The sequence below is a fragment of the Pseudomonas sp. GCM10022186 genome (assembly GCF_042656385.1).
In the GTDB taxonomy this organism is placed as follows: Bacteria; Pseudomonadota; Gammaproteobacteria; order Pseudomonadales; family Pseudomonadaceae; genus Metapseudomonas.
Genome location: NZ_JBHSOU010000010.1, coordinates 139,247 through 162,214, shown reverse-complemented (window position 1 = coordinate 162,214; position 22,968 = coordinate 139,247). Strand labels below are relative to the sequence as shown.

Sequence of the window (22,968 nt, the reverse complement as noted above, 5' to 3'; positions counted from 1 at the left end):
CATGAACGAGTCCTTGTCCTTCGATGCCGCCCCTGCCGAGGGGGCCGGCCTGGCCAGTCGCGCGCTGCTGCGCACCGCCCAGGGTTTCGCCCTGGGCGGGGGCTTCCTCCTACTGGCGCTAGTGGCCATGTCCCTGGTGTCGATCATCGGCCGCAAGCTGTTCGCCACCCCCATTCAGGGTGATATCGAGCTGGTGGAGATCGGCGCGGCGGTCGCCATCGCCGCGTTCCTGCCGCTGTGCGAGCTGCGCGGGCAGCACATCAAGGTGGATGCCTTCACCCTGAAACTGCCGCGGCGGCTCCAGGCCTGGCTGGACGCCTTCGCCCACCTGCTGTGCCTGCTGGCGGCGCTGTTGCTGGCCTGGCGCACCGGGTTGCAGGCGCTGGAAAGCCATGAGTACGGCGAGGTCTCGACGCTGCTCTCGGTGCCCCTGTGGATGCCCCTGCTGGGCATAGTGCCCAGCCTCCTGCTGCTGGCGGTCGCCGCCGCTGCCCGAACCCTCCACTGCCTCGCCCGGGAGCAACGTCCATGAGCGGTCTCAGTCTCGGCCTGCTGGCGCTGGCCGCCACCTTCACCCTGCTGGTGCTGCGCGTGCACATCGGCCTGACCATGATGGTGGGCGGCGCCCTGTGCTTCCTCGCGGTGAACGACGGCGACCTCTCGGCGCTGCTGTTCAGCCTCAACAACCTGGCCTGGTCACGCCTGTCCAACTACGACCTGGCGGTGATCCCGCTGTTCGTGCTGATGGGCCAGTTCGCCACCCACGGCGGCCTGTCCAAGGCCATCTTCCGCTGTGCGGCGGCCTTCGTCGGCCACCTGCGCGGCGGCCTCGGCATGTCCGCCATCGGTGCCTGCGCCGGCTTCGGCGCCATCTGCGGTTCGTCGCTCGCCACCTCCGCCACCATGAGCCAGGTGGCGCTGCCGGAACTGCGCCGGCACAACTACTCCGGCCGCCTGGCCACCGCCACGGTGGCGGCGGGCGGCACCCTGGGCATCCTCATCCCGCCGTCGGTGCCGCTGATCATCTACGCGGTGCTGACCCAGGAATCCATCGCCAAGCTGTTCGTCGCCGCCGTGGTGCCGGGCCTGCTGGCGGCGCTGGGCTACCTCGTCGTGGTGCGCCTGATGGTGGCGCGCGAGCCGCAAGGCCACAGTCGCGCCGAAGCGGTCGGCGCCGCCGAACGCTTCAAGGCCTTCCTCCAGGTGCTGCCGGTGCTGGGGGTGTTCCTGGTGGTGATCGTCGGCATCTACGGCGGCTGGGCCAACCCCACCGAGGCGGCCTCCATTGGCGCGGCGGCCTGCGGCCTGCTGGCGGTGTTCCAGGGCGGCATGCGCACCGAGGGTCTGCGCCAGAGCCTGCTGGGCACCGCCGAGACCACGGCGATGATCTTCCTCGTGCTGCTCGGCGCCGACCTGCTCAATTCCGGCCTGGCCCTGACCCAGATGCCCACCGAGCTGGCCGACTGGGTCAAGCAGAGCGGCCTGGCGCCCATGCTGGTGCTCTGCACCATCCTCCTGCTCTACCTGCTGCTGGGCTGCGTGATGGATTCCCTGGCGATGATCCTGCTGACCATCCCGATCTTCTACCCGGTGATCATGGGCCTGGATTTCTACGGCATGAGCGAAGTGCAGAAGTCCATCTGGTTCGGCATCCTCGCGCTGATGGTGGTGGAGATCGGCCTGATCCACCCGCCGCTGGGGATGAACCTGTTCATCGTCAACAAGGTGGCGCGGGACGTGCCCTACCTGGAGACGGCCAAGGGCGTGCTGCCGTTCCTCGCCTCGGACCTGGTGCGCATCGTCCTGCTGGTGGCCTTCCCCGGCATCTGCCTGTGGCTGCTCAGCCTCTGACCCATCGCGGGCCAGCCCCGATGGTGGGGCGGTGAAGCGTGACCCACCCTACGGCTCCAGGTCGTAGGTTGGGCAGAGCGCAGCGAAGCCCAACGCCCGGTGGCCTGGATCTGCCATCGACGTTGGGCTTCGCTGCGCTTGGCCGCAACCTACGAAGCCAGGCCGAACGCCTCCACCATTTCCCCGATCAACTCGCTCTGCAGCCGGCGCTGCGGCGCGCCCGGCTGCTGCAGGCCGATGAAGTCGCAGAGCGGGCCCTGAACCTCGGTGCGGATGCCCGACAGTTCCTCCATCACCGCCAGGCCGCAGAAGGGCACGTAGGCTTCGGCGTAGCCGCCTTCGTGGACCGGCACCAGGCGGCCCCGGCATAGGCGTGGGGCAGCGCACCCTGCGGGTGAGCTCGATGCGGCTTGGTAGGAGAGACTCAGGCCACCGCGTAATAGTGCTTCACGAAACTGTCGCTGAGCACTTCCCAGAGCACCGGGGTGCCCTTGGTCACGAACCAGGTGTCGCCGGTCCGGTACAGCTGGCTCTGGCCGGTGGATTCGTCGGTCAGGCGCAGCTCGCCGCTGACCACGGTGGCCTGTTCGTTGAACGGGTAAACCATGCGGAACCTGCCTTTGGTGGTGCCGAAGTAGGCCGCGCTGACCGGGTCGGTGGGAGCGCCGGCGGTCATCTTGCCGAAAGCGCGGACCTCGCCTTCGAGGATTTCCGAGCCGAGGTCGGCGACGCTACCCCAGGCGTCCAGTTCGTCGAGGGTGATGCCGTGCTTGATGGGCGTGAGTGCCATGGATGGTTCTCCTGTTGGCGTGGGTGATGAAGCAGTTCCATGGCGCGGGGCCGTGACGGGGCGCCGCGCCGATCCTTGTCAGCGGCGGCCGTTCCAGTAGCCGGATACCTGGTGCCAGGTCTTGCCGGCGCTGAGCAGCAGCGGACGAATCCGGTCCTTGCCATGGATGCGGATGCGTTTTACCGAGCTGATCAGGTCGTAGCGCGCCGAGCCTTCGCTCATGCCCTCGGCCAGCACCTTGCAGATGATGTGGCTGGGGGTGACGCCGAAACCCGAGTAGCCCTGCACGAAGAAGGCGTTGGGGCGGCCGGGCAGGGTGCCGATCTGCGGGAAGAGGTTGGGGCTGCAGGCCATCGGGCCACCCCAGGCGAGGTCGATCTTCACGTTCTCCAGGTAGGGGAAGATCTTCAGCATCAAGGCGCGGTTCCAGGCCTTGAGGTCTCCCGGCAGGTGCTCGATGAAGGGCGTGGCGGAGCCGAACAGCAGGCGGTTCTCCCGGGTCACCCGGTAGTAGTCGATGACCGGGCGGATATCGCTGTAGGCGCCGCGGATAGGGCTGATGCGCTGGATCAGCTCGTCCGACAGCGGCTCGGTCATCATCTGGAAGGCATAGGTGTTGATCGTGCTCTTGTGCAGCTCGGGCTCCAGCTTGTTGAGGAAGCTGTCGCAGGCCCAGAGCAGTTTGCTCGCCTTCACCGAGCCCTTGGCGGTGCGCACGCTGATGCGTTCGCCGTAGCTGACGTCCAGCGCCGGGCTGTACTCGAATATCTTCACCCCGTGGCTGGCCAGGGCCTTGGCCTCGCCGAGCAGCAGGTTGAGCGAGTGCACATGGCCGCCGCCCATGTGCAGCAGGGCGCTGGAGTAAGCGTCGGAGCCGATGATCTGGCGTACCTCGGAGCCGTCCAGGTAGCGGATCTCATGCTGCGAACCGAGCGACTTGAATTCCTTCTCCCAGGTGCGCAGGGTCTTCGCCTGGCGCGCGTTGAAGCCCATGTAGCCGTAGCCATGGCAGAAGTCGGCGTCGATGTCGTACTTGCGGATGCGGCCCTTGATGATGTCGGCGCCCAGGTCGCTGATCTCGAAGATGGAGCGCAGGCCGTCCTCGCCGACATCCTTGCGGATCTTGTCCAGGTCGTGGCCGATGCCGGCCATGATCTGCCCGCCGTTGCGCCCGGTGCCGCCGAAGCCCAGGTAGCGCGCCTCCAGCACGACGATATTGGTGATGCCTTTCTCGGCCAGTTCCAGGGCCGTGTTGATGCCGGAGAAGCCGCCGCCGATGACGACGACGTCGGCCTCCAGGTCCGTCTCCAGGGAGGGGAAGGAGAGATCGTATTTCTTGGTCGCGGTGTAGTAGGTGGGGGTCTCGATATTGATCATGACTGCAGCCTGGAACCGGGTGGAAAGGGGCGGTGGGTGCCGCGCGAATGAACCTATTAGGGGCCGGCGCGGCAGTCGCTGTCTTGATCCAGGCTGCCTGGATTCTTGTCCGGGGCTGACAAGGCGCCCCCGGTAATGCAGGCGATGGCGGCCGTCAGTCGGGCGCCGGCGTGTTGGCGACGTCCCGGCCCAGCAGGCGCTGGCGCGGCAGCAGCCAGGCGCAGTAGCCGAGCAGCAGCACGCCGGCGCAGGCCATGGCGACGGGCGCGCCGAAGCGCTCGGCGAGCACCCCCGCGAGCAGCCCGCCGATGGCGTCGAAGCCGAAGCGCGTCGAGGTGTAGAGCGCCACCACGCGGCCGCGCAGGTGCTCCGGCGCCAGGCTCTGCAGGAGGATGTTGGTGCCCACGTTGCAGTTGGTGATGGCGAAGCCGAGCACGGCCATGGCCAGCAGCGACAGGGCGAGCTGTTCGCTGGCGGCGAAGGCCAGCAAGCCGGCGCCAGCGGCCAGGGCGCAGGCCATGATGCCGTTCACCAGCCCCGGCAGCGCGTGGCGGTTGGCGAGGAACGCCGTGCCCAGCAGCGAGCCCAGGCCGGCGGCGCCCCATAGCCAGCCGAGGGTGCGCGCGTCGCCGGCGAAGATGTCCTTGGCGAACACCGGCAGCAGCACCGCGTAGCTGGAGGCGGTGAGGTTGACCACCAGCACGCTGGTCATCATCAGGCGGATCGGCGGGCGGCCGGCGATGTAGCGCAGGCCCTCGCGGAACACGTCGCCGGTGGAACCCTGGGCACGCGGCGTGGGGGCCATGCGGATCACCAGCAGCCCGGTGGCCAGGCCCAGGTAGGAGAGGGCGTTGAGGGCGAAGCAGGCGGCCTCGCTGGTGAAGCCCAGCAGCACGCCGGCCAGCGGTGGGCCGATGAAGCGCGAGCAGTTGAACAGCATGGCGTTCAGCGCCAGGGCGTTGGGCAGGTCCTCCCGGCCGCTGACGAACTGGCTCAGCAAGGATTGGCGCAGAGGCGTGTCGAAGGCGTTGAGCACGCCGAGCAGGGCGGCCATGGCGACGATCAGCGCCGGGCCGATCAGCCCGGTCGCCGTCAGCCCCGCCAGGGCCACGGCCTGCAGGCCGAGCAGGCCCTGCACACCGATCAGCAGGCGGCGCTTGTCGTGGCGGTCGATCCAGGCCCCGGCCAGCGGGCCCACCAGCAACTGCGGCAGCAACGAGGCGAAGGTGGTGATGCCCAGCAGCGCCGCCGAGCCGGTGAGGCGGTAGATCAGCCAGGCCAGCGCCACCTGCTGCAGCCAGCTGCCCAGGGTGGAAACGGCCTGGCCGGCGAAGTAGAGGCGGAAGTTGCGGTGGCGCAGGGCGCGGATGGCGGCGGGCCAGGGTCGGGGATTGGACATCGGGAGGTTACGGATCGGGGTGAAGATTAATATCTTAACTTGTTTCTGGAGGTGACATGGGGGTCGGACTGCCTGGCAGGGAAGCGGTGGAGTTATAGTGCATTCTTACTGTGCATCGATCGACTGCGCCGAGGTATGAAATGCCCGCTACCGCCACCCTTTCCAGCAAGTTCCAGATATCCATCCCCAAGGCCGTGCGCGATGAGCTGCACTGGGAAGCAGGGCAGGAATTCGTCTTCATTCCCAAGGGCAAGGGGGTGCTGGTGATGCCGGTACCTGAGTTGGACGAGCTCATGGGAATTGCCAAGGGAGCCCGCGCAGAGGAGTACCGCGACAGGAAGGATCGCGTCTGATGGCGGCAGCACCGAGGGTGGTGGATACCTCCGTCTGGATCGAATGGCTGCTGGGGAGCGAGTTGGGCCAGCGCTTGCGCCAGGAGTTTCCCGAGCGGGACAGGTGCATCGTGCCGACCATGGTGCAGTTGGAACTTGCCAGATGGCTGATGCGCGAAGTGGGCGAAGACGAGGCCGACCGGGTGATCGCCTACACGGAGAAATGCCAGGTGGCGGCATTGGATACCCGTATCGCACTGTTGGCTGCGGACCTGCATCGCCAATACCGTCTGGCGACCGCTGACGCGGTGGTCTATGCGACCGCGCGGCAGTGGGGAGCGGAATTGCTGACCTGCGATGCGCATTTCCAGGGGCTGCCCGGGGTGGTGTTCTTCAGCAAGAGCCCGAAAAGCTAGGGCCGCCGTTTGCGGCCCCGGGGGAGTTTCCATAGGCGGGACTTCGTCCCGCTTCGCGAATGAATTCGCCCCCACAAGATGTGCCATCGGGCCTGGCTTTTCTGTGGGTTCGAATTCATTCGAAAAAGGGGCGCGAAGCGGCCCCATGGACGGTTCCGTCGGCGCGACTCCGTCCCTTTCGCGAATGAATTCGCTCCCACAAGATGTGCCATCGGGCCTGGCTTTTCTGTGGGTTCGAATTCATTCGAAAAAGGGGCGCGAAGCGGCCCCATGGACGGTTCCGTCGGCGCGACTCCGTCCCTTTCGCGAATGAATTCGCTCCTACAAGGTGGCGCCTCACATCCGCCCGAACGCCAGTGTCGGCACGTCCACGATGCTCGACCCGCCATCGGCCACCAGGTTGGCGCCGGTGATGATCGAGGCTTCGTCCGAGAGCAGGAAGCGGCAGGCGCTGGCGATTTCCTCCGGGTTGGCCGGACGGCGCAATGGCACCTCGGCGGTGACCCGCGCATAGGCCGCGTCCAGGCTTTCCCCATGGCGCTCCATCAAGGGCTGTATCTCGGCGTCGGCCATGGGCGTGCGCACCCAGCCGGGGCAGACGGCGTTCACCCGCACGCCTTGCGGGCCATAGTCCCGCGCCAGGGAGCGGGTGAGACCGATCAGGGCGTGCTTGGCGGTGGTGTAGCCGCACACGCCTTCGCCGGCCGCCAGGGCGGCGATGGAAGCCATCAGCACCAGGGCGCCGCGCCGCTCCGCCAGCAGCGGCAGGCAGGCGCGGGCGGTGTGGAAGGCGCTGTCCAGGTTGGCGCGCATGGCGGCCTGCCAGTCGTCGTCCGAGGTCTGGGTGGCGCTGCCCAGGCCGTGACCGCCGGCGTTGGCGATCACTCCATCTAGGCCGCCGAAGCGCTCGCGGATGGTCGGGATGAAGCGGGCCCAGTCGGCGCTGCTGGCGGCGTCCCCGCAGAGCACCAGGCCGCCGGTATCGCGCGACACCGCCTCCAGCGGCTCGCGCCGGCGCCCCACCAGCACCAGGTTGGCACCTTCCGCCGCCAACCGTCGGGCACAGGCTGCGCCTATGCCGCTGCCGGCGCCGGTGATGAGCACGGTGCGGCCCTTCACAGCGGGTACTCCGTGCGATTCAGCACGCTGCAATGGGAACTGACCGGGAAGTTCGACAACTGGCCGAAGTCGCCGCCGGCATGGCCGCAGATCTTGCCGTCGCTGCGATGGTTCCGCAGGTCGATCAGTACCACGCCGAGGGTGGGGATGATCTTCTCGCGCCAGACGAAGAGGTAGAGCGCATCGGCGATCTTGTAGGTATGGCAACGGTCGGTGTCCGCCAGGCCCTGCTCGACGCCCTTGAGGCACTGCCAGCTGTAGAAGTTCTCGTTGAGGTAGAGGTGCTCGTAGACCTCGCTGGGGCTGTAGCGGTAGAGGTTGCGCAGGCCCACCAGCTCGCGGCTCGGCGCGTGGGGGCAGGCGCCTTCGTACCAGGGGCGGTTGAGGCTGCCATGGAGGAATTCCGCCTTCACCGAGGTCAGCTCGCCACCGGCCAGCGCCCTGCCGAACAGGTCGCCGCGGCACTCCGCTTCGCTGGGCATGCGCCCGAGCACGGCGGTGAAGGCGGCGTTGGCGACATCCAGCACCAGGCTCACCGATACCGTGCGGCCGTCTTCCTGTTTGAGGAAATCCACCAGGTACAGGCCTTCGCGCACCGAGGTGGCGCGGTAGGGCGCCTCGCCGCCGCTGCCGTCCTGCAACGTCCAGGCGAGCTGCTCGGCGCCGAAGCGGTGATCGATCCGCCAGCCGTTGGCGAAGTGCAGGGTGAGGGTGCGGCCGGCGAGGTCCGCCAGGTTGGGCAGGGTGAAGGCTGCCGGGGCGAAACCGTCGGCCAGGGCGCCGACGGTGATCCATTCGGGTTGGGTGGTCATGGCTCATCTCCGTGGGTTGGGATGGCGCCATGCTCGGCCGGATGGGGCGGGGGCGGTATCAACCGGAAGGTGGAGGTGGCCTCGCAGGTTCGTAGGTTCGTAGGTTCGTAGGATGGGTCGGGCGGCGTTCCGCGAGCTTGCGAAACCCATCAATTCAGCAGCATGGGTTTCGCTCCGCTCTACCCATCCTACAAAAGCAGTCTGTGCATCAGGGGAAAAGCCTTCTCACCAGCTCCGTCCGGCTGCGCGCGCCGGTCTTGCGGAACAGATGGATGAGGTGGGTCTTCACCGTCGCCAGGCCCATTTCGAGCTGGCGGGCGAGTTCCTTGTTGGATAGGCCCTCGCGCAGCAGCAAGGCGATTTGCCGTTCGCGTGGGGTGAGGTCGGTGAGGCTGTCGTCGCGTAGCTCCGGCAACTGGCGCACGGCGAGGTCGAGCAGGCCGCGCATACCGTCGAGGCGCTGCAGTTCTTCGGCATCGAAAGGCAAGAGGTCGCCGGTGCGCAGCAGGGAGATGCCCGCCACCGGCCGCTGGCCCGAATGGGCGATCACTTCCACCACATCGCGGATGCCATGGCGGGCCAGGAAGCCCTGGTAGATGCGCCGCGAGTCGCCGGGCTGGCGCGCCATGGCTTCGCGCAGGGGCACCACGGCGCGGCGCTCGCCCTGGCAGAGGGCGGGCCGCAGCGGGTCGTGGTCGCGGTAGCGGTCGATATAGTCGCGGTGGGTGCGGGCGTCCATGCGCAGCAGCTGGAAGTCGTGGGCGCGCAGCTGCGGATCGACCCGGTAGAAGGCGAAGCAGGATGCCGGGACCACCCGGCTGAAGGCGTGCAGGCAGTGCAGGCCGAAGTCCCCATGCATGGCGACGCTCCCGGAAGTTGAATGAGCGCGTTACACCTGACACAACCGGCCGGGGACGTCTTGTCCGTCCCTGCCAGGCCGGTTGCCTGACCTTGCCTAATCCCCGGCCGATTCCAGCGCCGCGCGTATTTCCTGCCGCACCAGGGCGAAGTCGGCGGCCGCCCGCGGGTCCGCCAGCAGGTTCGCCACCAGCGCCGTGGCGGCGAGCTGCCCGCCTTCCAGGTCGCTGGGGTAGTGCACGCCGGCGATCACCCGGCTCCCGGCATGCTCCCGTGCGCGTTCGAACAGCTCGGTGTGCTTCTCCGGCACCGCCATGCCCAGCAGGGTAGCGTTGAGGTAGGCGTTCATGCTGTGGCCGCTGGGGTAGGAATCGCCTTCCGGCGGCGGCAGCACGGGCTTCACCCTGGCGTCGGCTTCGTAGGGGCGGGGCCGGTCGAAGTGCCGCTTGGCCGGCATCAGCACCTGCACCAGGTCTTCCTGGGCGCGGCGGAAGAAGGCGCGGGTCAGCGGCAGCCGCTCCGCCGCGAAGCCCTTGCCGAGCAGGTCGGCGGCGAAGGGGAATACGCCGTCCTCCCACTGGTCGTCGGCCTGCACCTTCTTCACCTGTGTGGTGCCGCGCTCGGCCTGGGCGTCGAGCACGGCCTGGAGGTCGGCGCGGGCGGCGGGCGAGTCGGCGGTAGGCGGCGGGGGCAGGTAGTCCGCCAGCTGCAGCCGGGTTTCGGCGAGGTAGGGCGGGTAGGGGCTGGCCTGGTCGGCCAGCGCGGCCAGCGCGGGAAGGAGCAGGGCGAGGCCGAACAGCAGGGCTCGTGAGGGCTTTTGCATGGCAACGGTCCTGATTGTCGTCGTAGGGCGCGAGGCGGTGGTTCCAGGCCGTCTCGACCGCCCTTGTCCGCCAAACCCTGAGGTGATGCTTGTCTTTCCCTGCCCGGGCGGTTGTCTCTGCCTGCCGGGGTCCTGGCAGCCAGTGGCAAATCCCCCGGCAGGCAGGGTCAAGAGCGTCCGCCGGGTTTGCCGCAGAGTGCCTCTCGACTATCCGAGATACCCGGTCGCCCCGGCGGCCGAGCGAGAAGAGGAATCGAGATGAGCATTGCCCTTGACCCCCGCGCGGCGGCTTTCGTCCAGGCCCGCCATGGCTTGCTGATCGACGGGGAGGCGCGTCCGGCACTGTCCGGCGCCGAGATGCCCGTGTTCAACCCCGCCACCGGCGAGGAACTGGCGCGGGTCGCCGTTGCCGCCGCGCAAGATGTGGACCTGGCCGTGGCCGCCGCCCGCCGTGCCTTCGAGGGCAGCTGGGCGGCACAGCGCCCGGCGGACCGCGAGCGCCTGTTGCTGAAGCTGGCCGACCTGCTGGAAGCCCATGGCGAGGAACTGGCGCAGCTGGAAACCCTGAACAACGGCAAGTCGATCAACCTGTCGCGGGCCATCGAGGTGGGCGCGGGCGTCGAATACGTGCGCTACATGGCCGGCTGGGCCACCAAGATCGAAGGCAAGAGCCTGGATGTCTCCATCGGCGCCATTCCCGGCGGCAGGTTCCGCGCCTACACGGTGCCGGAGCCGGTGGGCGTGGTGGGCGCCATGGTGCCTTGGAACTTCCCGCTGCTGATGGCGCTGTGGAAGATAGTGCCGGCGCTGGCCTGCGGCTGCACGGTGGTGCTCAAGCCCGCCGACGAGACCCCGCTGACCGCCCTGCGCCTGTGCCAGCTGTGCCTGGAGGCGGGCATCCCCGCCGGCGTGGTGAATATCGTCACCGGGGTCGGCGCCGAGGCCGGCGCGGCCCTGGCGGCCCATCCGGGGATCGACAAGCTGGCCTTCACCGGCTCCACGGCGGTGGGCAAGCTGATCGGCCACGCGGCGCTGGAGAACATGACCCGCTTCACCCTGGAGCTGGGTGGCAAGAGCCCGGTGATCGTGCTCGACGACAGTTCCCTGGACCAGGCCGCCGCCGGGGCCGCCGGAGCGATCTTCTTCAACAACGGCCAGGTCTGCACCGCCGGCTCGCGCCTCTATGTGCAGCGCAAGTCCTTCGACCAGGTGCTGGAACGCCTGCACGGCATCGCCAACAGCCTCAGCATCGGCGCGGGCCTGGACCCGGCGGCGCAGATCACCCCGCTGATTTCCGCGAAACAGCAGCGCCGCGTGCTGGGCATGGTCGATGGCGCCCGCGCCCAGGGCGCCAGCGTCATCTGCGGCGGCGAGGCCCACGGCGAACGGGGCTTCTTCGTCCAGCCGACGGTGATCGCCAAGGTGCGCCCGGAGATGCAGGTGGTGCGCGAGGAAATCTTCGGCCCGGTGCTGGTGGCCAGCGCCTTCGACGAGCTCGACGAGGTGGTCGCCCTGGCCAACGACAGCCCCTATGGCCTGGCCGCGAGCATCTGGTCCAACGACCTGAAGCAGGTCATGGGCCTGATCCCGCGCCTGAAGGCCGGCACCGTCTGGGTCAACGCCCACAACCTGCTGGACCCTTCCATGCCCTTCGGCGGCTTCAAGCAGTCCGGCATCGGCCGCGAGATGGGCCATGCGGCCATCGAGGCCTTCACCGAGAACAAGTCCGTGTGCATCGCCTATTGAGCGACGCCTGTCCGCATCCCCCGTGAGGAATACAAGAATGAACAAGACCTCGACCAATGACCTCGGCATGGCGGCTGCCGCCGATGCCGCACGGCCGGCGAAGAAGGGCATCGGCTTCGCCACCATGATCGCCATCTGCATCGGCGTGGTGGTGGTGCAGGGCGCGATGATGTCGGCGCTGCAGGGCATGGGCCTCGGTGGCCTGGGCTTCCTCGCCGCCTTCGCCGTGGCCTTCATCCTGGCGCAGTGCTACGTGCAGAGCTTCGCCGAACTGGCGCTGATGTTTCCCCAGGCTGGAACCCTGGCCACCTACACACAGAAGGCCCTCGGCCACTTTCCGGCCATAGTCGCGGTGTTTGCCGGCTACGTGATAGTCGCCATGTTCGGCCTTTCCGCCGAGCTGCTGCTGGTGGACGCCATCCTCGCCAAGCTGTTTCCCGGCGTCTTCCCCGCCACCCTGGTGCCGCTGGGCATCCTCGTCGTGCTGACGCTGCTGAACATCCTCGGCACCGACGTGTTCGCGCGGGTGCAGAACCTCTTCACCTTCGCCATGGTGGCTGCCCTGCTGCTGGTGGGCGTCAGTGCCGTGGGTGGGCTGGCCGAGCCGCCGGCGGCCGGCTTCGTGGCGGACGTGGACTGGGGTTGGGCGGGCGTCCTCGACGGCAGCTTCTTCGGCCTGGTGACCCTGGCCATGTGGCTGCTGGTGGGCGCCGAGTTCATCTGCCCGCTGATCGGCGAGGTGCGCCGCCCGGAGCGCAACATCCCGCGTTCGATGATGCTCTCGCTGACCATCACCTTCAGCCTGTTCGTGCTGTTCTGCATCGGCGCCAGCCGCTACCTCTCGGTGGAAACCCTGACCACCTCGCCGCTGCCGTACCTGGATTACGTGTTCGCGGTATTCGGCAAGGGCGCGGTGATCATCGCCACGGTGATGGCCCTGACCGCCACCTGCAGCACGGTCAACACCGTGCTCGCGGCGGTACCTCGCATGCTCTGCGGCATGGCGGAGAACGGCCAGGCGTTCCCGCAGATGAAGGTGCTGCACAAGCGCTTCGGCACGCCCTGGATGGCCATCGTCTTCGTCGCGGCGATCATCGCGCTGCCGTTCCTGCTGATGGGGCCCGACTCCATCATCACCCTGCTGATCGCGGCCTCCACCAGTTGGCTGCTGGCGTACGTCATCGCCCACCTCGACGTGATCGTCCTGCGCCGCCGCCACCCGCAGCTGCCGCGACCGTTCAAGTCGGCCTTCTACCCCTTGCCGCAAATCGTCGGCATCCTCGGCATGGGCTACATCGCCCTGAACAACTCGCCGTCGCCCGAGATGACCCAGACCGTCTACCTGTTCACCGGGGCCGTGTTGCTGGTGGTGGGGGTGATCGCGGCGCTGTGGGTGAAACTGGTGATGAAGCGCAAGCTGTTCGAGCCGGAAATCTGAGCCGCAGAGCAGTGTCCGAAGGGCCGCGATGCGGCCCTTTTCCTCTCCACGACCTTCAGGCGAATCCAGCTTGTTGCGACATGATTAACATGTTAATTATGTCGCCATAACGACAAGGCGGGTTCGAGCCCGCACCTGGAGGTGTCCGATGGTTTCCCAAGCTGTCCGCTCCCATGATTTCGATTCCTGGCTCCGCGAGCTGCAAGGCGTCTGCGGTCGATTCGAGTCGCGTCCGGCGCTGAGCCCCGGCCTGTTCATCGGCGAGATCGCCCGCCAGGACCTGTCCGGGCTGGAGGTGGCGCAGATCCGCACCAACGCCGGGGTCATCAGCCGCCAGCGCACCTCCATCGACCATGACGACGACCGCCACTGCTTCCTCGTGGTCCAGCGCAGCGGCCGCGCCCAGCTGCGGCAGAACGGCGAGAGCGTCGAACTGGCGCCCGGCGAGATGGCCCTGATGGATTCGGCCAGGGCCTGCGAAATCCTCCCCCACGGGCTGATCGAACACGCCTCCTTCCACCTGTCCCGCGAGGACGTCTGCCGCCACCTGCCGGAGGGCCGGCCGACCTTCGGCAAGCTCTCCCAGCAGTGCGCCAGCGGCCGCGTGCTGCGCAGCCTGGTGGAGCAGATCTGTGGTGGCGAACTGGACCATTGCGCCGGCCTGGAGGAGGGCGACGCCCTGCAGGAAGCGCTGATCGCACTGCTGGCTCCGACCCTGCGGCAGCAGGCCGGGCCGGCCGCCAGCGAGCAGGACCAATGCCACAACGCCGGCCTGCGGGCCCTGGCGCAGCAACTGATCGACCAGTCCCTGTCCGAACCGGGCCTGACGCCTCTGTCACTGGCCCGGCAACTGAATATCTCGGTGCGCCAGCTCTACCGCCTGTTCGAGGACCAGGGCGACAGCGTCTGCCGCTTCATCCAGCGCTCGCGCCTGAAGCGCAGCGCCGCCGACCTGTCCAATCCGCGTCTGCGCAACGAGTCCATCACCGATATCGCCTTTCGCTGGGGCTTCACCGACTCGGCGCATTTCAGCCGCACCTTCAAGAAGCACTTCGAGCAGTCGCCCAGGGAATATCGCGCCAGCGCGTTCGGGGGCTGATGGGCTCGGCGAATCCGTCCCGGTCTCTCGTTGCACGTGGGCGCGGCTATGCTCGGGTTAGGGGATATGGGAAATCGGGCCCGCGGCCCGATCATTCCTCCAGGCCTGGCAATGGAGGTGTGGCTTTGCACAGTCGGCAGTTGCTCCAGCGTTTCGATGGCCGTCTGGTCATGGTGGGATTCGGTTGCATCGGCCAAGGTGTGCTGCCCCTCCTGCTGCGTCACCTGGCGCTGGACCCGGGACGGCTGCTGGTGCTGAGCCCGGACCCGGCCGGCCGGACCATCGCCGGGGTCCAGGGCGTGCGCTTCCTCCGCCTGGCGCTGGAGCCGGACAACTACCGGGAACTGCTCGACCCGCTGCTGGGCGCCGGGGATTTCCTGCTCAACCTCTCGGTGGGCGTTTCCACCCAGGCACTGCTCCAGTTCTGCCGCGAGCGCGACGTCCTCTATCTGGACACCTGCATCGAACCCTGGCCGGGCGGCTACACCGACCCGCGACGCACGCTGTCCCAGCGCAGCAACCACGCCTTGCGGGAGGCTGCGCTGGCGCTGCGCCGTCCTGGTGGCGACGCCCCCACCGCGGTGCTGACCCACGGCGCCAACCCGGGGCTGGTGTCGCACCTGGTCAAGCAGGCGCTGCTGAACCTGGCGGCGGACAGCGGCCATGCCCAGTCGGCCCCCGCCACGCGTGAGGGCTGGGCGACACTCGCCGAGCAACTGGGGGTGCGCTGCATCCATATCGCCGAGCGGGACACCCAGCAGTCCTCGCGCCGCAAGGTGGACGACGAGTTCGTCAATACCTGGTCAATCACCGGCTTCATCGACGAAGCCTGCCAGCCTGCCGAACTCGGCTGGGGTACCCATGAAAAGGGCCTGCCGCCGGATGGCTGCCAGCACGAGAGCGGTAGCCGGTCGGCGATCTACCTGCGCCGGCCCGGGGCGGCGACCCAAGTGCGTACCTGGACGCCCACCGGGCCCACCCTCGGTTACCTGATCACCCATGGCGAGTCCATCTCCATGTCCGACTACTTCACCCTGGGGCCGGCCAGCCAGCCGCGCTACCGGCCCACGGTGCTCTATGCCTACCAGCCCTGTGACGACGCGGTGCTGTCCCTGCGCGAACTGACGGCGCGCAACTGGCAGCCGCAACGCCACGGCAGGCTGCTGATGGATGACATCAGCGGCGGCCGGGACGACCTTGGCGTGCTGCTGCTCGGCCACGGCCGGCAGGCCTACTGGTTCGGCTCCCGGTTATCCATCGAGCAGGCCCGGGAACTCTGCCCGCACAACAACGCCACCAGCCTGCAGGTGACGGCCGCGGTGCTGGCCGGTGTGGTCTGGGTCATGCGCAACCCGCGTCGCGGCATCCTCGAGCCGGACGAGTTGCCCTACGCGGAGCTGCTGGAACTGGCCCGGCCGTACCTGGGTGAGGTGACCGGCATCTACAGCGACTGGAACCCGCTGCAAGGCCGCGAACGGCTGGTGGCGGAAGCCCTGGACCGCGACGACCCCTGGCAGTTCGTGAACTTCCGCGCCTAGGACCGTCAACGCTCCTTGAGCCTGCGCGCCACGCCGTGCACGCCCGGTTCGTATTGCTCCTGTTCCACCGCCTTCAATGCCAGGCCCAGCACCTGTTCGGCGATCAACTCGTGCTGCTGGTACATGGAGTTCACCGGCAGCGGCAGGAAGTCCAGCAACTGGGTATCGCCGAAGGTGCCGACGCGCAGGCCCGCCGGCCAGTCGCCCTGCTCGCGCAATGCATCCAGGACCCCGGCCAGCAATACGTAGGCGGTGGTGATGAGCGCGTCCGGCAGCTCGCCCTTTTGCAGCAGGTCGACCATCAGGCGGTGCCCGCACTCGCGGCTGAAGTCCTCGCCCTGGATTTCCAGTACCGCGCATTCCATCCCGGCCAGGGCGTCGTGGAAGCCGGCGCTGCGCTCGCCACTGATGGGCAGGTCGGGCCGTGCGCCGAGCAGGGCGATGCGCCGGGGAGCGGGGTTCAGCAGGCTGCGGGTGAGTTGCTGGCAGGCCAGGCGGTCATCGCTGACCACCGAGCAGAAACGCTGTGGATCGCGCACCCGGTCCACGGCGATCACCGGCAGGCCTTCATCCAGCAATTGCTCCAGGCTGTCGTCCTCCTTTGGCAGGCAGCTGGCGACTATCAGGGCGTCGCAGCGCCGCGCGCGGAACAGCTTGAGCAGTTGCCGCTCGCTGTCCGGCTCGTCGTCGGAACTGGCAATCAGCAGCTGATAGCCCCGCGCCCGTGCGCCCTGTTCCAGCAGCTTGGCCAGGCGGGCGTAGCTGGGGTTTTCCAGGTCCGGGAGGATGAAACCCAGGGTACGCGTCTGCCGGCTGCGCAGGCCGGCGGCCTGGGGGTTGGGCTTGAAACCGTGTTCATCCACCACCGCCCGTACACGCTCGACGGTCGCCGGGCTGATGCGCTTCTGCTCGGCCTTGCCGTTGATCACGTAGCTCGCCGTGGTCACCGAGACACCGGCCAGGCGGGCGATATCGCTGAGTTTCAAGTTGACGACTCCTGTTATGCGGATGTGTTTCATCGGACGGGCTTCAAGAATCGAAGATTATCGAGTAACGTGCCTGCTCAGTTTAGTGAAACGATTCAGCAAGCGTTCTGTCTACTCTTTGGCCAATCGATGCGACGGTTGGCGGCGCGGGCTGATGGCAGGTGACAACTACAAGAAGGGCGCAAGGCCCGGAGAGGTGATGCGATGCTCGAACTGACCGCAGGGCAGATTTCCATGGGCCTGGTGGCGGCGGACAAGGCTTCCGCGTTGCGGATGCTGGCCCAGCAGCTGGAAGAGGACGGCCTGGTGGCGCCGGGTTACCTCACCGGCCTGGAGGCTCGCGAAGCCCAGGGGGCCACCTACCTCGGCCAAGGCATCGCCATTCCCCATGGCACCCCGCAGACCCGTGACCTGGTATTCAACACCGGTGTGCGCCTGATGCAGTTTCCCGAAGGCGTGGACTGGGGCGACGGCCAGATGGTCTATCTCGCCATCGGTATCGCCGCCAAGTCCGACGAGCACCTGCGCCTGCTGCAGATCCTCACCCGCGCCCTGGGTGAAGCGGACCTCGGCAGCGAACTGCGCCGCGCCGAAACCCCGGACGAGATTCTCAGGCTGCTGCAGAGCGCCCCCCAGGAACTGGCCCTGGACGACCAGCTGATCGGCCTCGGCATCGCGGTCGAAGACTACGACGAACTGGTGCTGCAAGGCGCCCGCCTGCTGCGCCGCGCCGACTGCGTCGGTGGCGGATTCGCCGCCGCCTTGCTGCAGGGCGAGCCGCTGCCCCTGGGCGATGGCCTCTGGTGGCTGCACAGCGACCAGGCGGTGCAGCGCCCCGGCCTGGCCTACCTGACCCCGGCAAAGCCCCTGCGTTTTCTCGACCAGCCGCTCAACGGCCTGTTCTGCCTGGCCAGCCTGGGGGATGCCCACCTGGCCCTGCTGGAGCGCCTCTGCGCCCTGCTGATCGAAGGCCGGGGCCGTGAGCTCGCCCGCGCCACCCAGCGCCGTGCGGTGCTGGAAGCCCTGGGCGGGGAGGCCCAGCCCGACTGGCCCAGCCTGCGCCTGCCGCTGGCCAACGCCCACGGGCTGCATGCGCGGCCGGCCAAGGAGCTGGTGCAGGTGGCGAAATCCTTCGAGGGGGAAATCCGCCTGCGAGTCGCCGAGAGTGGCGCCGCCGCCGTTTCCGCCAAGAGCCTGAGCAAGCTGCTGAGCCTGGGCGTCCGCCGAGGCCAGATCGTCGAGATCCTCGCCGAGCCGACCATTGCCGACGTCGCGCTGCCAGCCCTGAAAGCCGCCATCGAACAGGGCCTGGGCGAAGAGATCGAACCCTTGACGCTGAGCGAGGCACCGATGGAGGAGGTCGAGCCCGAAGCACAGCCCCTCAGCGCCCCGGCCTCCGGCAGCCAGCTGCAGGCCGTGCCCGCGGCCCCCGGCATCGCCGTAGGCCCGGCGCATATCCACCTGCGCAAGGAACTGGACTACCCGCTGCGCGGCGAAGCCCCTGCCGTCGAGCGCGAACGCCTGCAGCAGGCCCTGGCCCATGTGCGTGGCGAGATCGAGGCACTGGTGCTGCGCAGCGAGGCCAAGGCCATCCGCGAAATCTTCATCACCCACCTGGAAATGCTCGCCGACCCCGAACTGGGCGATGAAGTCGACGCGCGCCTCAAACAGGGCGAAAGCGCCGCGGCCGCCTGGATGACGGTGGTGGAGAGCGCCGCCGCCCAGCAGGAAAGCCTGCACGATGCGCTGCTCGCCGAGCGCGCCGCCGACCTGCGCGACATCGGCCGGCGTGTGCTCGGCCAGCTCTGTGGCGTGGAGGAGGCGCCGGAGCCGGAAGAGCCCTACATCCTGGTGATGGACGAAATGGCCCCCTCGGACGTGGCGCGGCTGGACCGCAACCGCGTGGCCGGTATCCTCACCGCCCGTGGCGGCGCCACCTCCCACAGCGCCATTGTCGCCCGCGCCCTGGGCATTCCCGCCCTGGTGGGGGCCGGCGCGGCGGTGTTGCTGCTGGAGCCGCGCACCCCGCTGCTGCTGGACGGCCAGCGCGGCCGCCTGGTCGTGGCGCCGGACAGCCAGCAGCTGGAGCGCGCCCGCCAGGAACAGGAGGGCCGCCAGCGCCGCCTGCAACTGGCCGACGCCCACAAGCTGGAACCGGCGGTGACCCGCGACGGTCACCGCGTGGAGATCTGCGCCAACCTGGGCGACAGCGCCGGCGCCGCCAAGGCCATGGCCCAGGGCGCCGAGGGTGTGGGCCTGCTGCGCACCGAATTCATCTTCATGGCCCATCCGCAGGCGCCGGACCTGGCCACCCAGGAGGCCGATTACCGCCGCGTGTTCGATGCCCTGGACGGCCGCCCCCTGGTGGCCCGCACCCTCGACGTCGGTGGCGACAAGCCCTTGCCTTACTGGCCGGTGCCGGAGGAGGAGAACCCCTTCCTCGGCGTGCGCGGCGTGCGCCTGACCCTGCAGCGTCCGCACCTGATGGAGACCCAGCTGCGCGCCCTGATGCGCGCCAGCGAAGGCCGGCCGCTGCGCATCATGTTCCCCATGGTCGGCACGGTCGAGGAATGGCGCCAGGCGCGCGACATGGCGCTGAAGGTGGCCGCCGAGATTCCCCAGGCCGACCTGCAGCTGGGAATCATGGTCGAGGTGCCCTCGGCGGCCTTGATCGCCCCTGTACTGGCCCGCGAAGTGGACTTCTTCAGCATCGGTACCAATGACCTGACCCAATACTGCCTCGCCATCGACCGGGGCCATCCGACCCTTTCCGCCCAGGCCGACGGCCTGCACCCGGCGGTGCTGCAGCTGATCGACCTCACCGTGCGTGCCGCCCATGCCCAGGGCAAATGGGTGGGCGTGTGCGGCGAGCTGGCCGGCGACCCGCTGGCCGTGCCGCTGCTGGTGGGCCTGGGAGTGGATGAGTTGAGCCTGTCCGCCGGCGGGATTGCCGAGGTCAAGGCGCGGGTGCGCGAGTTCAGCCTTTCGGCGGCCCGCGAGCTGGCCGAAGGGGCGCTCACCCTGGAAAGCGCGGCGGCGGTGCGCGAACTGGCGGAGCGTTTCTGATGGCGCGCATTCTCAGCATTACCCTGAACCCCGCCCTGGATCTGACCCTGCGCCTGGACCGCCTGGAACCGGGCGAGGTGAACCGCAGCCTGGCCCAGGCCAGCCATGCCGCCGGCAAGGGCCTGAACGTGGCCCAGGTGCTGGCCGACCTCGGCCATGGCCTGACGGTCTCCGGCTTCCTCGGCGCGGATAACGCCGAGGCCTTCGAAGCGCTCTTCAGCCGGCGTGGGTTCGTCGATGGCTTCGTCCGCGTGCCCGGGGAAACCCGCAGCAATATCAAGCTGGCGGAAGCCGATGGGCGTATCACCGATATCAATGGCCCCGGCCCGCTGGTGGATGCGATGGCCCAGGTGGAATTGCTGATGCGGTTGGACAGTCTCGCTCCGGGACACGACCTCGCCGTGGTGGCTGGCAGCCTGCCCCGAGGCGTCGAGCCGTACTTCCTCACCGATCTGATCACGCGGCTCCAGGGCCATGGCCTGAAGGTGGCCCTGGACACCAGCGGCGAGGCTTTGCGTGCCGGCCTGCTGGCGACGCCCTGGCTGATCAAGCCGAACACCGACGAGTTGGGGCAGATCGGCGCACGCGACCTGACCAGCGTCGAGGCCCAGCACGCAGAGGCCATCCAATTGCGGGCCCAGGGTATCGAGCACATTGTGATTTCCCAGGGCGCCGAGGGCGTGAGCTGGTTCGGCCTCGGCCTCGCCCTGCACGCCCGACCGCCGAAAGTGAAGGTGGCCAGCACCGTGGGCGCCGGCGACTCGCTGCTGGCCGGCATGGTCCACGGCCTGCTCAGTGGCTGGCCGGCCCCGCACACCCTGCGCCATGCCACCGCCATCGCCGCCCAGGCGGTGACCCAGGTGGGGTTCGGCATTCTTGACGCCGTGCAACTGCAACAGCTCGAAGGCGCCGTGACGGTACAGGCGCTGCCAGAACAACAAGAGGTGTCCCGATGAAACTCGCCATAGTCACTGCCTGCCCCAATGGCATGGTCACCAGCGTGCTCTGTGCGCGCCTGCTGGACGCCGCCGCCCAGCGCCTGGGCTGGAGCACCAGCGTCGAGGTGGTGGACCCGCAGCACCCGGAACACCAGCTTTCCGCCGCCATCCTGGAGGCTGCCGACTGGGTGCTGGTGGTGCGCAGCGGCCCCCTGGACCTGTGCCGTTTCGCCGGCAAGCGCCTGTTCCTCGCCTCGCCGGCCGAGGCCCTGCGCGATAGCGAGGCCTTTCTCCTGCGCGCCGCCGTGGAGGCGAAGGAGCAGCCGGTCGAGGTACAGGCCGCCGCGCCCGTTGCCGGCGCGAGGCCGCGCCTGGTCGCCGTGACCGCCTGCCCGACCGGGGTGGCGCACACCTTCATGGCCGCCGAAGCGCTGAAGCAGGCGGCCCAGCGCCTGGACTACGAATTGCAGGTGGAGACCCAGGGCTCGGTGGGCGCACGCGACCCCCTCGACCCTGCAGCCATCGCCGCCGCCGACGCGGTGCTGCTGGCCACCGATATCGAAGTGGATACCGCGCGCTTCGCCGGCAAGAAAGTGTTCCGCTGCGGTACCGGCGTCGCCCTGAAACAGGCCGAAGCCACCCTGAAACGCGCCCTGGCCGAGGGCCAGACGCTGGAGGCCCGGGCCGGCGGCGACAATCAGCCGGGCAAGGCCAAGGCCGAACCCAAGGGCGCCTACAAGCACCTGCTCACCGGGGTGTCCTACATGCTGCCGATGGTGGTGGCCGGGGGCCTCTTGATCGCCCTGTCCTTCGTCTTCGGCATCGAGGCCTTCAAGGAGGAGGGCACCCTGGCCGCCGCGCTGATGCAGATCGGCGGCGAGGCCGCCTTCAAGCTGATGGTGCCGCTCCTGGCCGGCTACATCGCCTATTCCATCGCCGACCGTCCGGGCCTGGCGCCGGGCATGATCGGCGGCCTGCTGGCCAGCACCCTCGGCGCGGGCTTCATCGGCGGCATCATCGCCGGCTTCATCGCCGGCTATTCGGCGCGGGCGATCAACCGCCACGCCAAGCTGCCGCCCAGTGTGGAAGCGCTCAAGCCGATCCTGATCATCCCGCTGCTCTCCAGCCTGTTCACCGGCCTGGTGATGATCTACGTGGTGGGCAAGCCAGTGGCGGGCATGCTCGCCAGCCTCACCCACTTCCTCGACAACATGGGCACCTCCAACGCCATCCTCCTCGGCCTGCTGCTGGGCGGGATGATGTGCGTCGACCTCGGTGGGCCGATCAACAAGGCGGCCTACGCCTTCTCCGTGGGCCTTTTGGCGTCCCAGAGCTATGCGCCCATGGCGGCCACCATGGCAGCGGGCATGGTGCCGCCCATCGGCATGGGCATCGCCACCTTGCTGATGCGTCGCAAGTTCGCCCAGAGCGAGCGCGAGGCGGGCAAGGCGGCACTGGTGCTGGGGCTCTGCTTCATTTCCGAAGGCGCCATCCCCTTCGCCGCCAAGGACCCGCTGCGGGTGATCCCGGCCAGCATTGCCGGCGGGGCGCTGACCGGCGCGCTGTCCATGTACTTCGGCTGCAAGCTGATGGCGCCCCACGGCGGGCTGTTCGTCATGCTCATCCCCAACGCCATCAACCACGCGCTGCTCTACCTGCTGGCGATAGTCGCCGGCAGCCTGCTGACCGGGGTGCTCTATGCCCTGCTCAAGCGCGGCGCGGAACAGGAGATGGTGCTGGAGTCCCAGCGGGCGGAGGGAACCTTGTAGGATGGGTAGAGCGGAGCGAAACCCATGCTGTCGGATTGATGGGTTTCGCAGGCTCTACCCATCCTACGGTCCGCCTTCTGGTTGCTTTTCTCATGCTGCTGATCTCCAACAACGTCCACCTGCCCGACGATGAAGTCGAGCTGACCGCCATCCGCGCCCAGGGTGCCGGCGGGCAGAACGTCAACAAGGTGTCCAGCGCGGTGCACCTGCGCTTCGATATCAACGCCTCGTCACTGCCGCCTTTCTACAAGGAGCGCCTGCTGGAGTTGCGCGACAGCCGTATCACCGCCGACGGGGTGATCGTGATCAAGGCCCAGCAGTACCGCACCCAGGAACAGAACCGCGCCGACGCCCTGGAGCGCCTGGCGGAGTTGATCCGCAGCGTGGCGAAAGTGCAGAAGGCGCGGCGGCCGACCAAGCCGACATTGGGCTCGAAGAAGCGGCGGCTGGAAGGCAAGGCCAAGCGCGGGGCGATCAAGGCGGGAAGGGGAAAGGTGGATTACTGAGCGGGGCTGGGGTGAAAACTGTAGGGGCGAATTCATTCGCCAAGGGCTGCGCAGCAGCCCCGATGGCCTTCGATGGCAGACCTGCGGTCTGCTTGGCGAATGAAT

Annotated in this window: 19 protein-coding genes and 2 pseudogenes; 12 read left to right on the top strand and 9 right to left on the bottom strand. The window is 68.3% G+C overall.

From position 1 onward, the window contains the following. The first annotated feature begins 1 nt into the window (after position 1). On the top strand, positions 2-532 hold the full coding sequence (locus ACFPU0_RS07295) for a TRAP transporter small permease (RefSeq protein WP_377692186.1): 531 nt from the start codon (positions 2-4) through the stop codon (positions 530-532). Further along, positions 529-1,851: a TRAP transporter large permease gene (locus ACFPU0_RS07290; protein ID WP_377692185.1), complete on the top strand. Its 1,323-nt coding sequence runs from the start codon at positions 529-531 to the stop codon at positions 1,849-1,851. The genes ACFPU0_RS07295 and ACFPU0_RS07290 overlap by 4 nt, the downstream gene beginning before the upstream one ends. A gap of 149 nt (positions 1,852-2,000) precedes the next feature. Here ACFPU0_RS07290 and ACFPU0_RS07285 read toward each other — a convergent pair. The 4 genes and pseudogenes from ACFPU0_RS07285 to ACFPU0_RS07270 form a co-directional block, all read right to left on the bottom strand. Then, positions 2,001-2,234, bottom strand: a pseudogene (locus ACFPU0_RS07285) (class II histone deacetylase); the annotation flags it as partial. 41 nt (positions 2,235-2,275) lie between these two features. After that, positions 2,276-2,641 (bottom strand): cupin domain-containing protein, encoded by a 366-nt coding sequence (locus ACFPU0_RS07280; RefSeq protein WP_377692184.1) that lies wholly within the window; start codon positions 2,639-2,641, stop codon positions 2,276-2,278. Between the two features lie 78 nt (positions 2,642-2,719). Next, complete coding sequence (locus ACFPU0_RS07275; RefSeq protein ID WP_377692183.1) at positions 2,720-4,018, bottom strand: NAD(P)/FAD-dependent oxidoreductase; 1,299 nt, start codon at positions 4,016-4,018, stop codon at positions 2,720-2,722. A gap of 154 nt (positions 4,019-4,172) precedes the next feature. Next, positions 4,173-5,417, bottom strand: coding sequence for an MFS transporter (locus ACFPU0_RS07270; protein WP_377692181.1), 1,245 nt, complete (start codon positions 5,415-5,417; stop codon positions 4,173-4,175). A 140-nt stretch (positions 5,418-5,557) separates the two neighbouring features. Here ACFPU0_RS07270 and ACFPU0_RS07265 point away from each other — a divergent pair, with 140 nt between their 5' ends. Then, positions 5,558-5,770 carry an AbrB/MazE/SpoVT family DNA-binding domain-containing protein gene (locus ACFPU0_RS07265; protein WP_377692179.1) on the top strand — a complete coding sequence of 71 codons (213 nt, stop codon included), beginning with the start codon at positions 5,558-5,560 and terminating at the stop codon, positions 5,768-5,770. Then, positions 5,770-6,165 (top strand): type II toxin-antitoxin system VapC family toxin, encoded by a 396-nt coding sequence (locus ACFPU0_RS07260; RefSeq protein WP_377692178.1) that lies wholly within the window; start codon positions 5,770-5,772, stop codon positions 6,163-6,165. Before ACFPU0_RS07265 ends, ACFPU0_RS07260 begins: the two co-directional genes overlap by 1 nt. Positions 6,166-6,501: 336 nt before the next feature. Here the strand turns inward: ACFPU0_RS07260 and ACFPU0_RS07255 are convergent, their stop codons facing one another. The 4 genes from ACFPU0_RS07255 to ACFPU0_RS07240 all read right to left on the bottom strand — a co-directional run bounded on the left by ACFPU0_RS07255 (position 6,502) and on the right by ACFPU0_RS07240 (position 9,777). Further along, on the bottom strand, positions 6,502-7,284 hold the full coding sequence (locus ACFPU0_RS07255) for an SDR family NAD(P)-dependent oxidoreductase (protein ID WP_377692176.1): 783 nt from the start codon (positions 7,282-7,284) through the stop codon (positions 6,502-6,504). After that, complete coding sequence (locus ACFPU0_RS07250; RefSeq protein ID WP_377692174.1) at positions 7,281-8,096, bottom strand: molybdenum cofactor biosynthesis F family protein; 816 nt, start codon at positions 8,094-8,096, stop codon at positions 7,281-7,283. Before ACFPU0_RS07250 ends, ACFPU0_RS07255 begins: the two co-directional genes overlap by 4 nt. 208 nt (positions 8,097-8,304) lie before the next feature. Then, positions 8,305-8,955, bottom strand: a complete 651-nt coding sequence (locus tag ACFPU0_RS07245; RefSeq protein ID WP_377692172.1) for a helix-turn-helix transcriptional regulator — start codon at positions 8,953-8,955, stop codon at positions 8,305-8,307. A gap of 96 nt (positions 8,956-9,051) precedes the next feature. Next, positions 9,052-9,777 carry an acid phosphatase gene (locus tag ACFPU0_RS07240; RefSeq protein WP_377692170.1) on the bottom strand — a complete coding sequence of 242 codons (726 nt, stop codon included), beginning with the start codon at positions 9,775-9,777 and terminating at the stop codon, positions 9,052-9,054. Positions 9,778-10,035: 258 nt separating this feature from the next. Between ACFPU0_RS07240 and ACFPU0_RS07235 the strand changes: the two genes are divergently transcribed. The 4 genes from ACFPU0_RS07235 (at position 10,036) to ACFPU0_RS07220 (ending at position 15,598) form a co-directional block, all read left to right on the top strand. Then, the gene (locus ACFPU0_RS07235) at positions 10,036-11,523 is read left to right on the top strand and encodes an aldehyde dehydrogenase family protein (RefSeq protein ID WP_377692169.1); all 1,488 of its coding nucleotides are present in this window, start codon (positions 10,036-10,038) and stop codon (positions 11,521-11,523) included. Positions 11,524-11,560: 37 nt separating this feature from the next. Further along, positions 11,561-12,961, top strand: a complete 1,401-nt coding sequence (locus tag ACFPU0_RS07230; protein WP_377692168.1) for an APC family permease — start codon at positions 11,561-11,563, stop codon at positions 12,959-12,961. Positions 12,962-13,109: 148 nt separating this feature from the next. Further along, a complete protein-coding gene (gene feaR, locus ACFPU0_RS07225) occupies positions 13,110-14,060 on the top strand; it encodes a transcriptional regulator FeaR (protein WP_377692167.1) in 951 nt (316 codons plus the stop codon). 119 nt (positions 14,061-14,179) lie between these two features. Then, complete coding sequence (locus ACFPU0_RS07220) at positions 14,180-15,598, top strand: homospermidine synthase (protein ID WP_377692165.1); 1,419 nt, start codon at positions 14,180-14,182, stop codon at positions 15,596-15,598. Positions 15,599-15,603: 5 nt separating this feature from the next. Here ACFPU0_RS07220 and cra read toward each other — a convergent pair whose 3' ends face one another. Continuing rightward, a complete protein-coding gene (gene cra, locus ACFPU0_RS07215; protein ID WP_377692164.1) occupies positions 15,604-16,584 on the bottom strand; it encodes a catabolite repressor/activator in 981 nt (326 codons plus the stop codon). A 204-nt stretch (positions 16,585-16,788) separates the two neighbouring features. Between cra and ptsP the strand changes: the two genes are divergently transcribed. From ptsP to arfB, 4 genes and pseudogenes are all read left to right on the top strand, one after another. After that, entirely contained in the window at positions 16,789-19,650 is a 2,862-nt protein-coding gene (gene ptsP, locus ACFPU0_RS07210) for a phosphoenolpyruvate--protein phosphotransferase (RefSeq protein ID WP_377692162.1), read from the top strand. Next, entirely contained in the window at positions 19,650-20,606 is a 957-nt protein-coding gene (gene pfkB, locus ACFPU0_RS07205) for a 1-phosphofructokinase (protein ID WP_377692160.1), read from the top strand. The genes ptsP and pfkB overlap by 1 nt, the downstream gene beginning before the upstream one ends. Then, positions 20,603-22,364 (top strand): annotated as a pseudogene (locus tag ACFPU0_RS07200) (fructose-specific PTS transporter subunit EIIC); the annotation flags it as partial. The gene pfkB and the pseudogene ACFPU0_RS07200, both read left to right, overlap by 4 nt. An 85-nt stretch (positions 22,365-22,449) precedes the next feature. Further along, positions 22,450-22,863: an alternative ribosome rescue aminoacyl-tRNA hydrolase ArfB gene (gene arfB / locus ACFPU0_RS07195; protein ID WP_377692158.1), complete on the top strand. Its 414-nt coding sequence runs from the start codon at positions 22,450-22,452 to the stop codon at positions 22,861-22,863. The last annotated feature ends 105 nt before the right edge of the window (positions 22,864-22,968 follow it).

Excerpts from the sequence above, each read along its gene's own strand:
- ACFPU0_RS07265 (WP_377692179.1), top strand. The coding sequence starts at position 5,558 with ATGCCCGCTACCGCCACCCTTTCCAGCAAGTTCCAGATATCCATCCCC.
- ACFPU0_RS07290 (WP_377692185.1), top strand. The coding sequence starts at position 529 with ATGAGCGGTCTCAGTCTCGGCCTGCTGGCGCTGGCCGCCACCTTCACC.
- ACFPU0_RS07280 (WP_377692184.1), bottom strand. The coding sequence starts at position 2,641 with ATGGCACTCACGCCCATCAAGCACGGCATCACCCTCGACGAACTGGAC.
- feaR (WP_377692167.1), top strand. The coding sequence starts at position 13,110 with ATGGTTTCCCAAGCTGTCCGCTCCCATGATTTCGATTCCTGGCTCCGC.
- ACFPU0_RS07245 (WP_377692172.1), bottom strand. The coding sequence starts at position 8,955 with ATGCATGGGGACTTCGGCCTGCACTGCCTGCACGCCTTCAGCCGGGTG.
- ACFPU0_RS07250 (WP_377692174.1), bottom strand. The coding sequence starts at position 8,096 with ATGACCACCCAACCCGAATGGATCACCGTCGGCGCCCTGGCCGACGGT.
- arfB (WP_377692158.1), top strand. The coding sequence starts at position 22,450 with ATGCTGCTGATCTCCAACAACGTCCACCTGCCCGACGATGAAGTCGAG.
- ACFPU0_RS07270 (WP_377692181.1), bottom strand. The coding sequence starts at position 5,417 with ATGTCCAATCCCCGACCCTGGCCCGCCGCCATCCGCGCCCTGCGCCAC.
- ACFPU0_RS07235 (WP_377692169.1), top strand. The coding sequence starts at position 10,036 with ATGAGCATTGCCCTTGACCCCCGCGCGGCGGCTTTCGTCCAGGCCCGC.
- ACFPU0_RS07240 (WP_377692170.1), bottom strand. The coding sequence starts at position 9,777 with ATGCAAAAGCCCTCACGAGCCCTGCTGTTCGGCCTCGCCCTGCTCCTT.
- ACFPU0_RS07260 (WP_377692178.1), top strand. The coding sequence starts at position 5,770 with ATGGCGGCAGCACCGAGGGTGGTGGATACCTCCGTCTGGATCGAATGG.
- ACFPU0_RS07230 (WP_377692168.1), top strand. The coding sequence starts at position 11,561 with ATGAACAAGACCTCGACCAATGACCTCGGCATGGCGGCTGCCGCCGAT.
- ptsP (WP_377692162.1), top strand. The coding sequence starts at position 16,789 with ATGCTCGAACTGACCGCAGGGCAGATTTCCATGGGCCTGGTGGCGGCG.
- ACFPU0_RS07275 (WP_377692183.1), bottom strand. The coding sequence starts at position 4,018 with ATGATCAATATCGAGACCCCCACCTACTACACCGCGACCAAGAAATAC.
- pfkB (WP_377692160.1), top strand. The coding sequence starts at position 19,650 with ATGGCGCGCATTCTCAGCATTACCCTGAACCCCGCCCTGGATCTGACC.
- ACFPU0_RS07295 (WP_377692186.1), top strand. The coding sequence starts at position 2 with ATGAACGAGTCCTTGTCCTTCGATGCCGCCCCTGCCGAGGGGGCCGGC.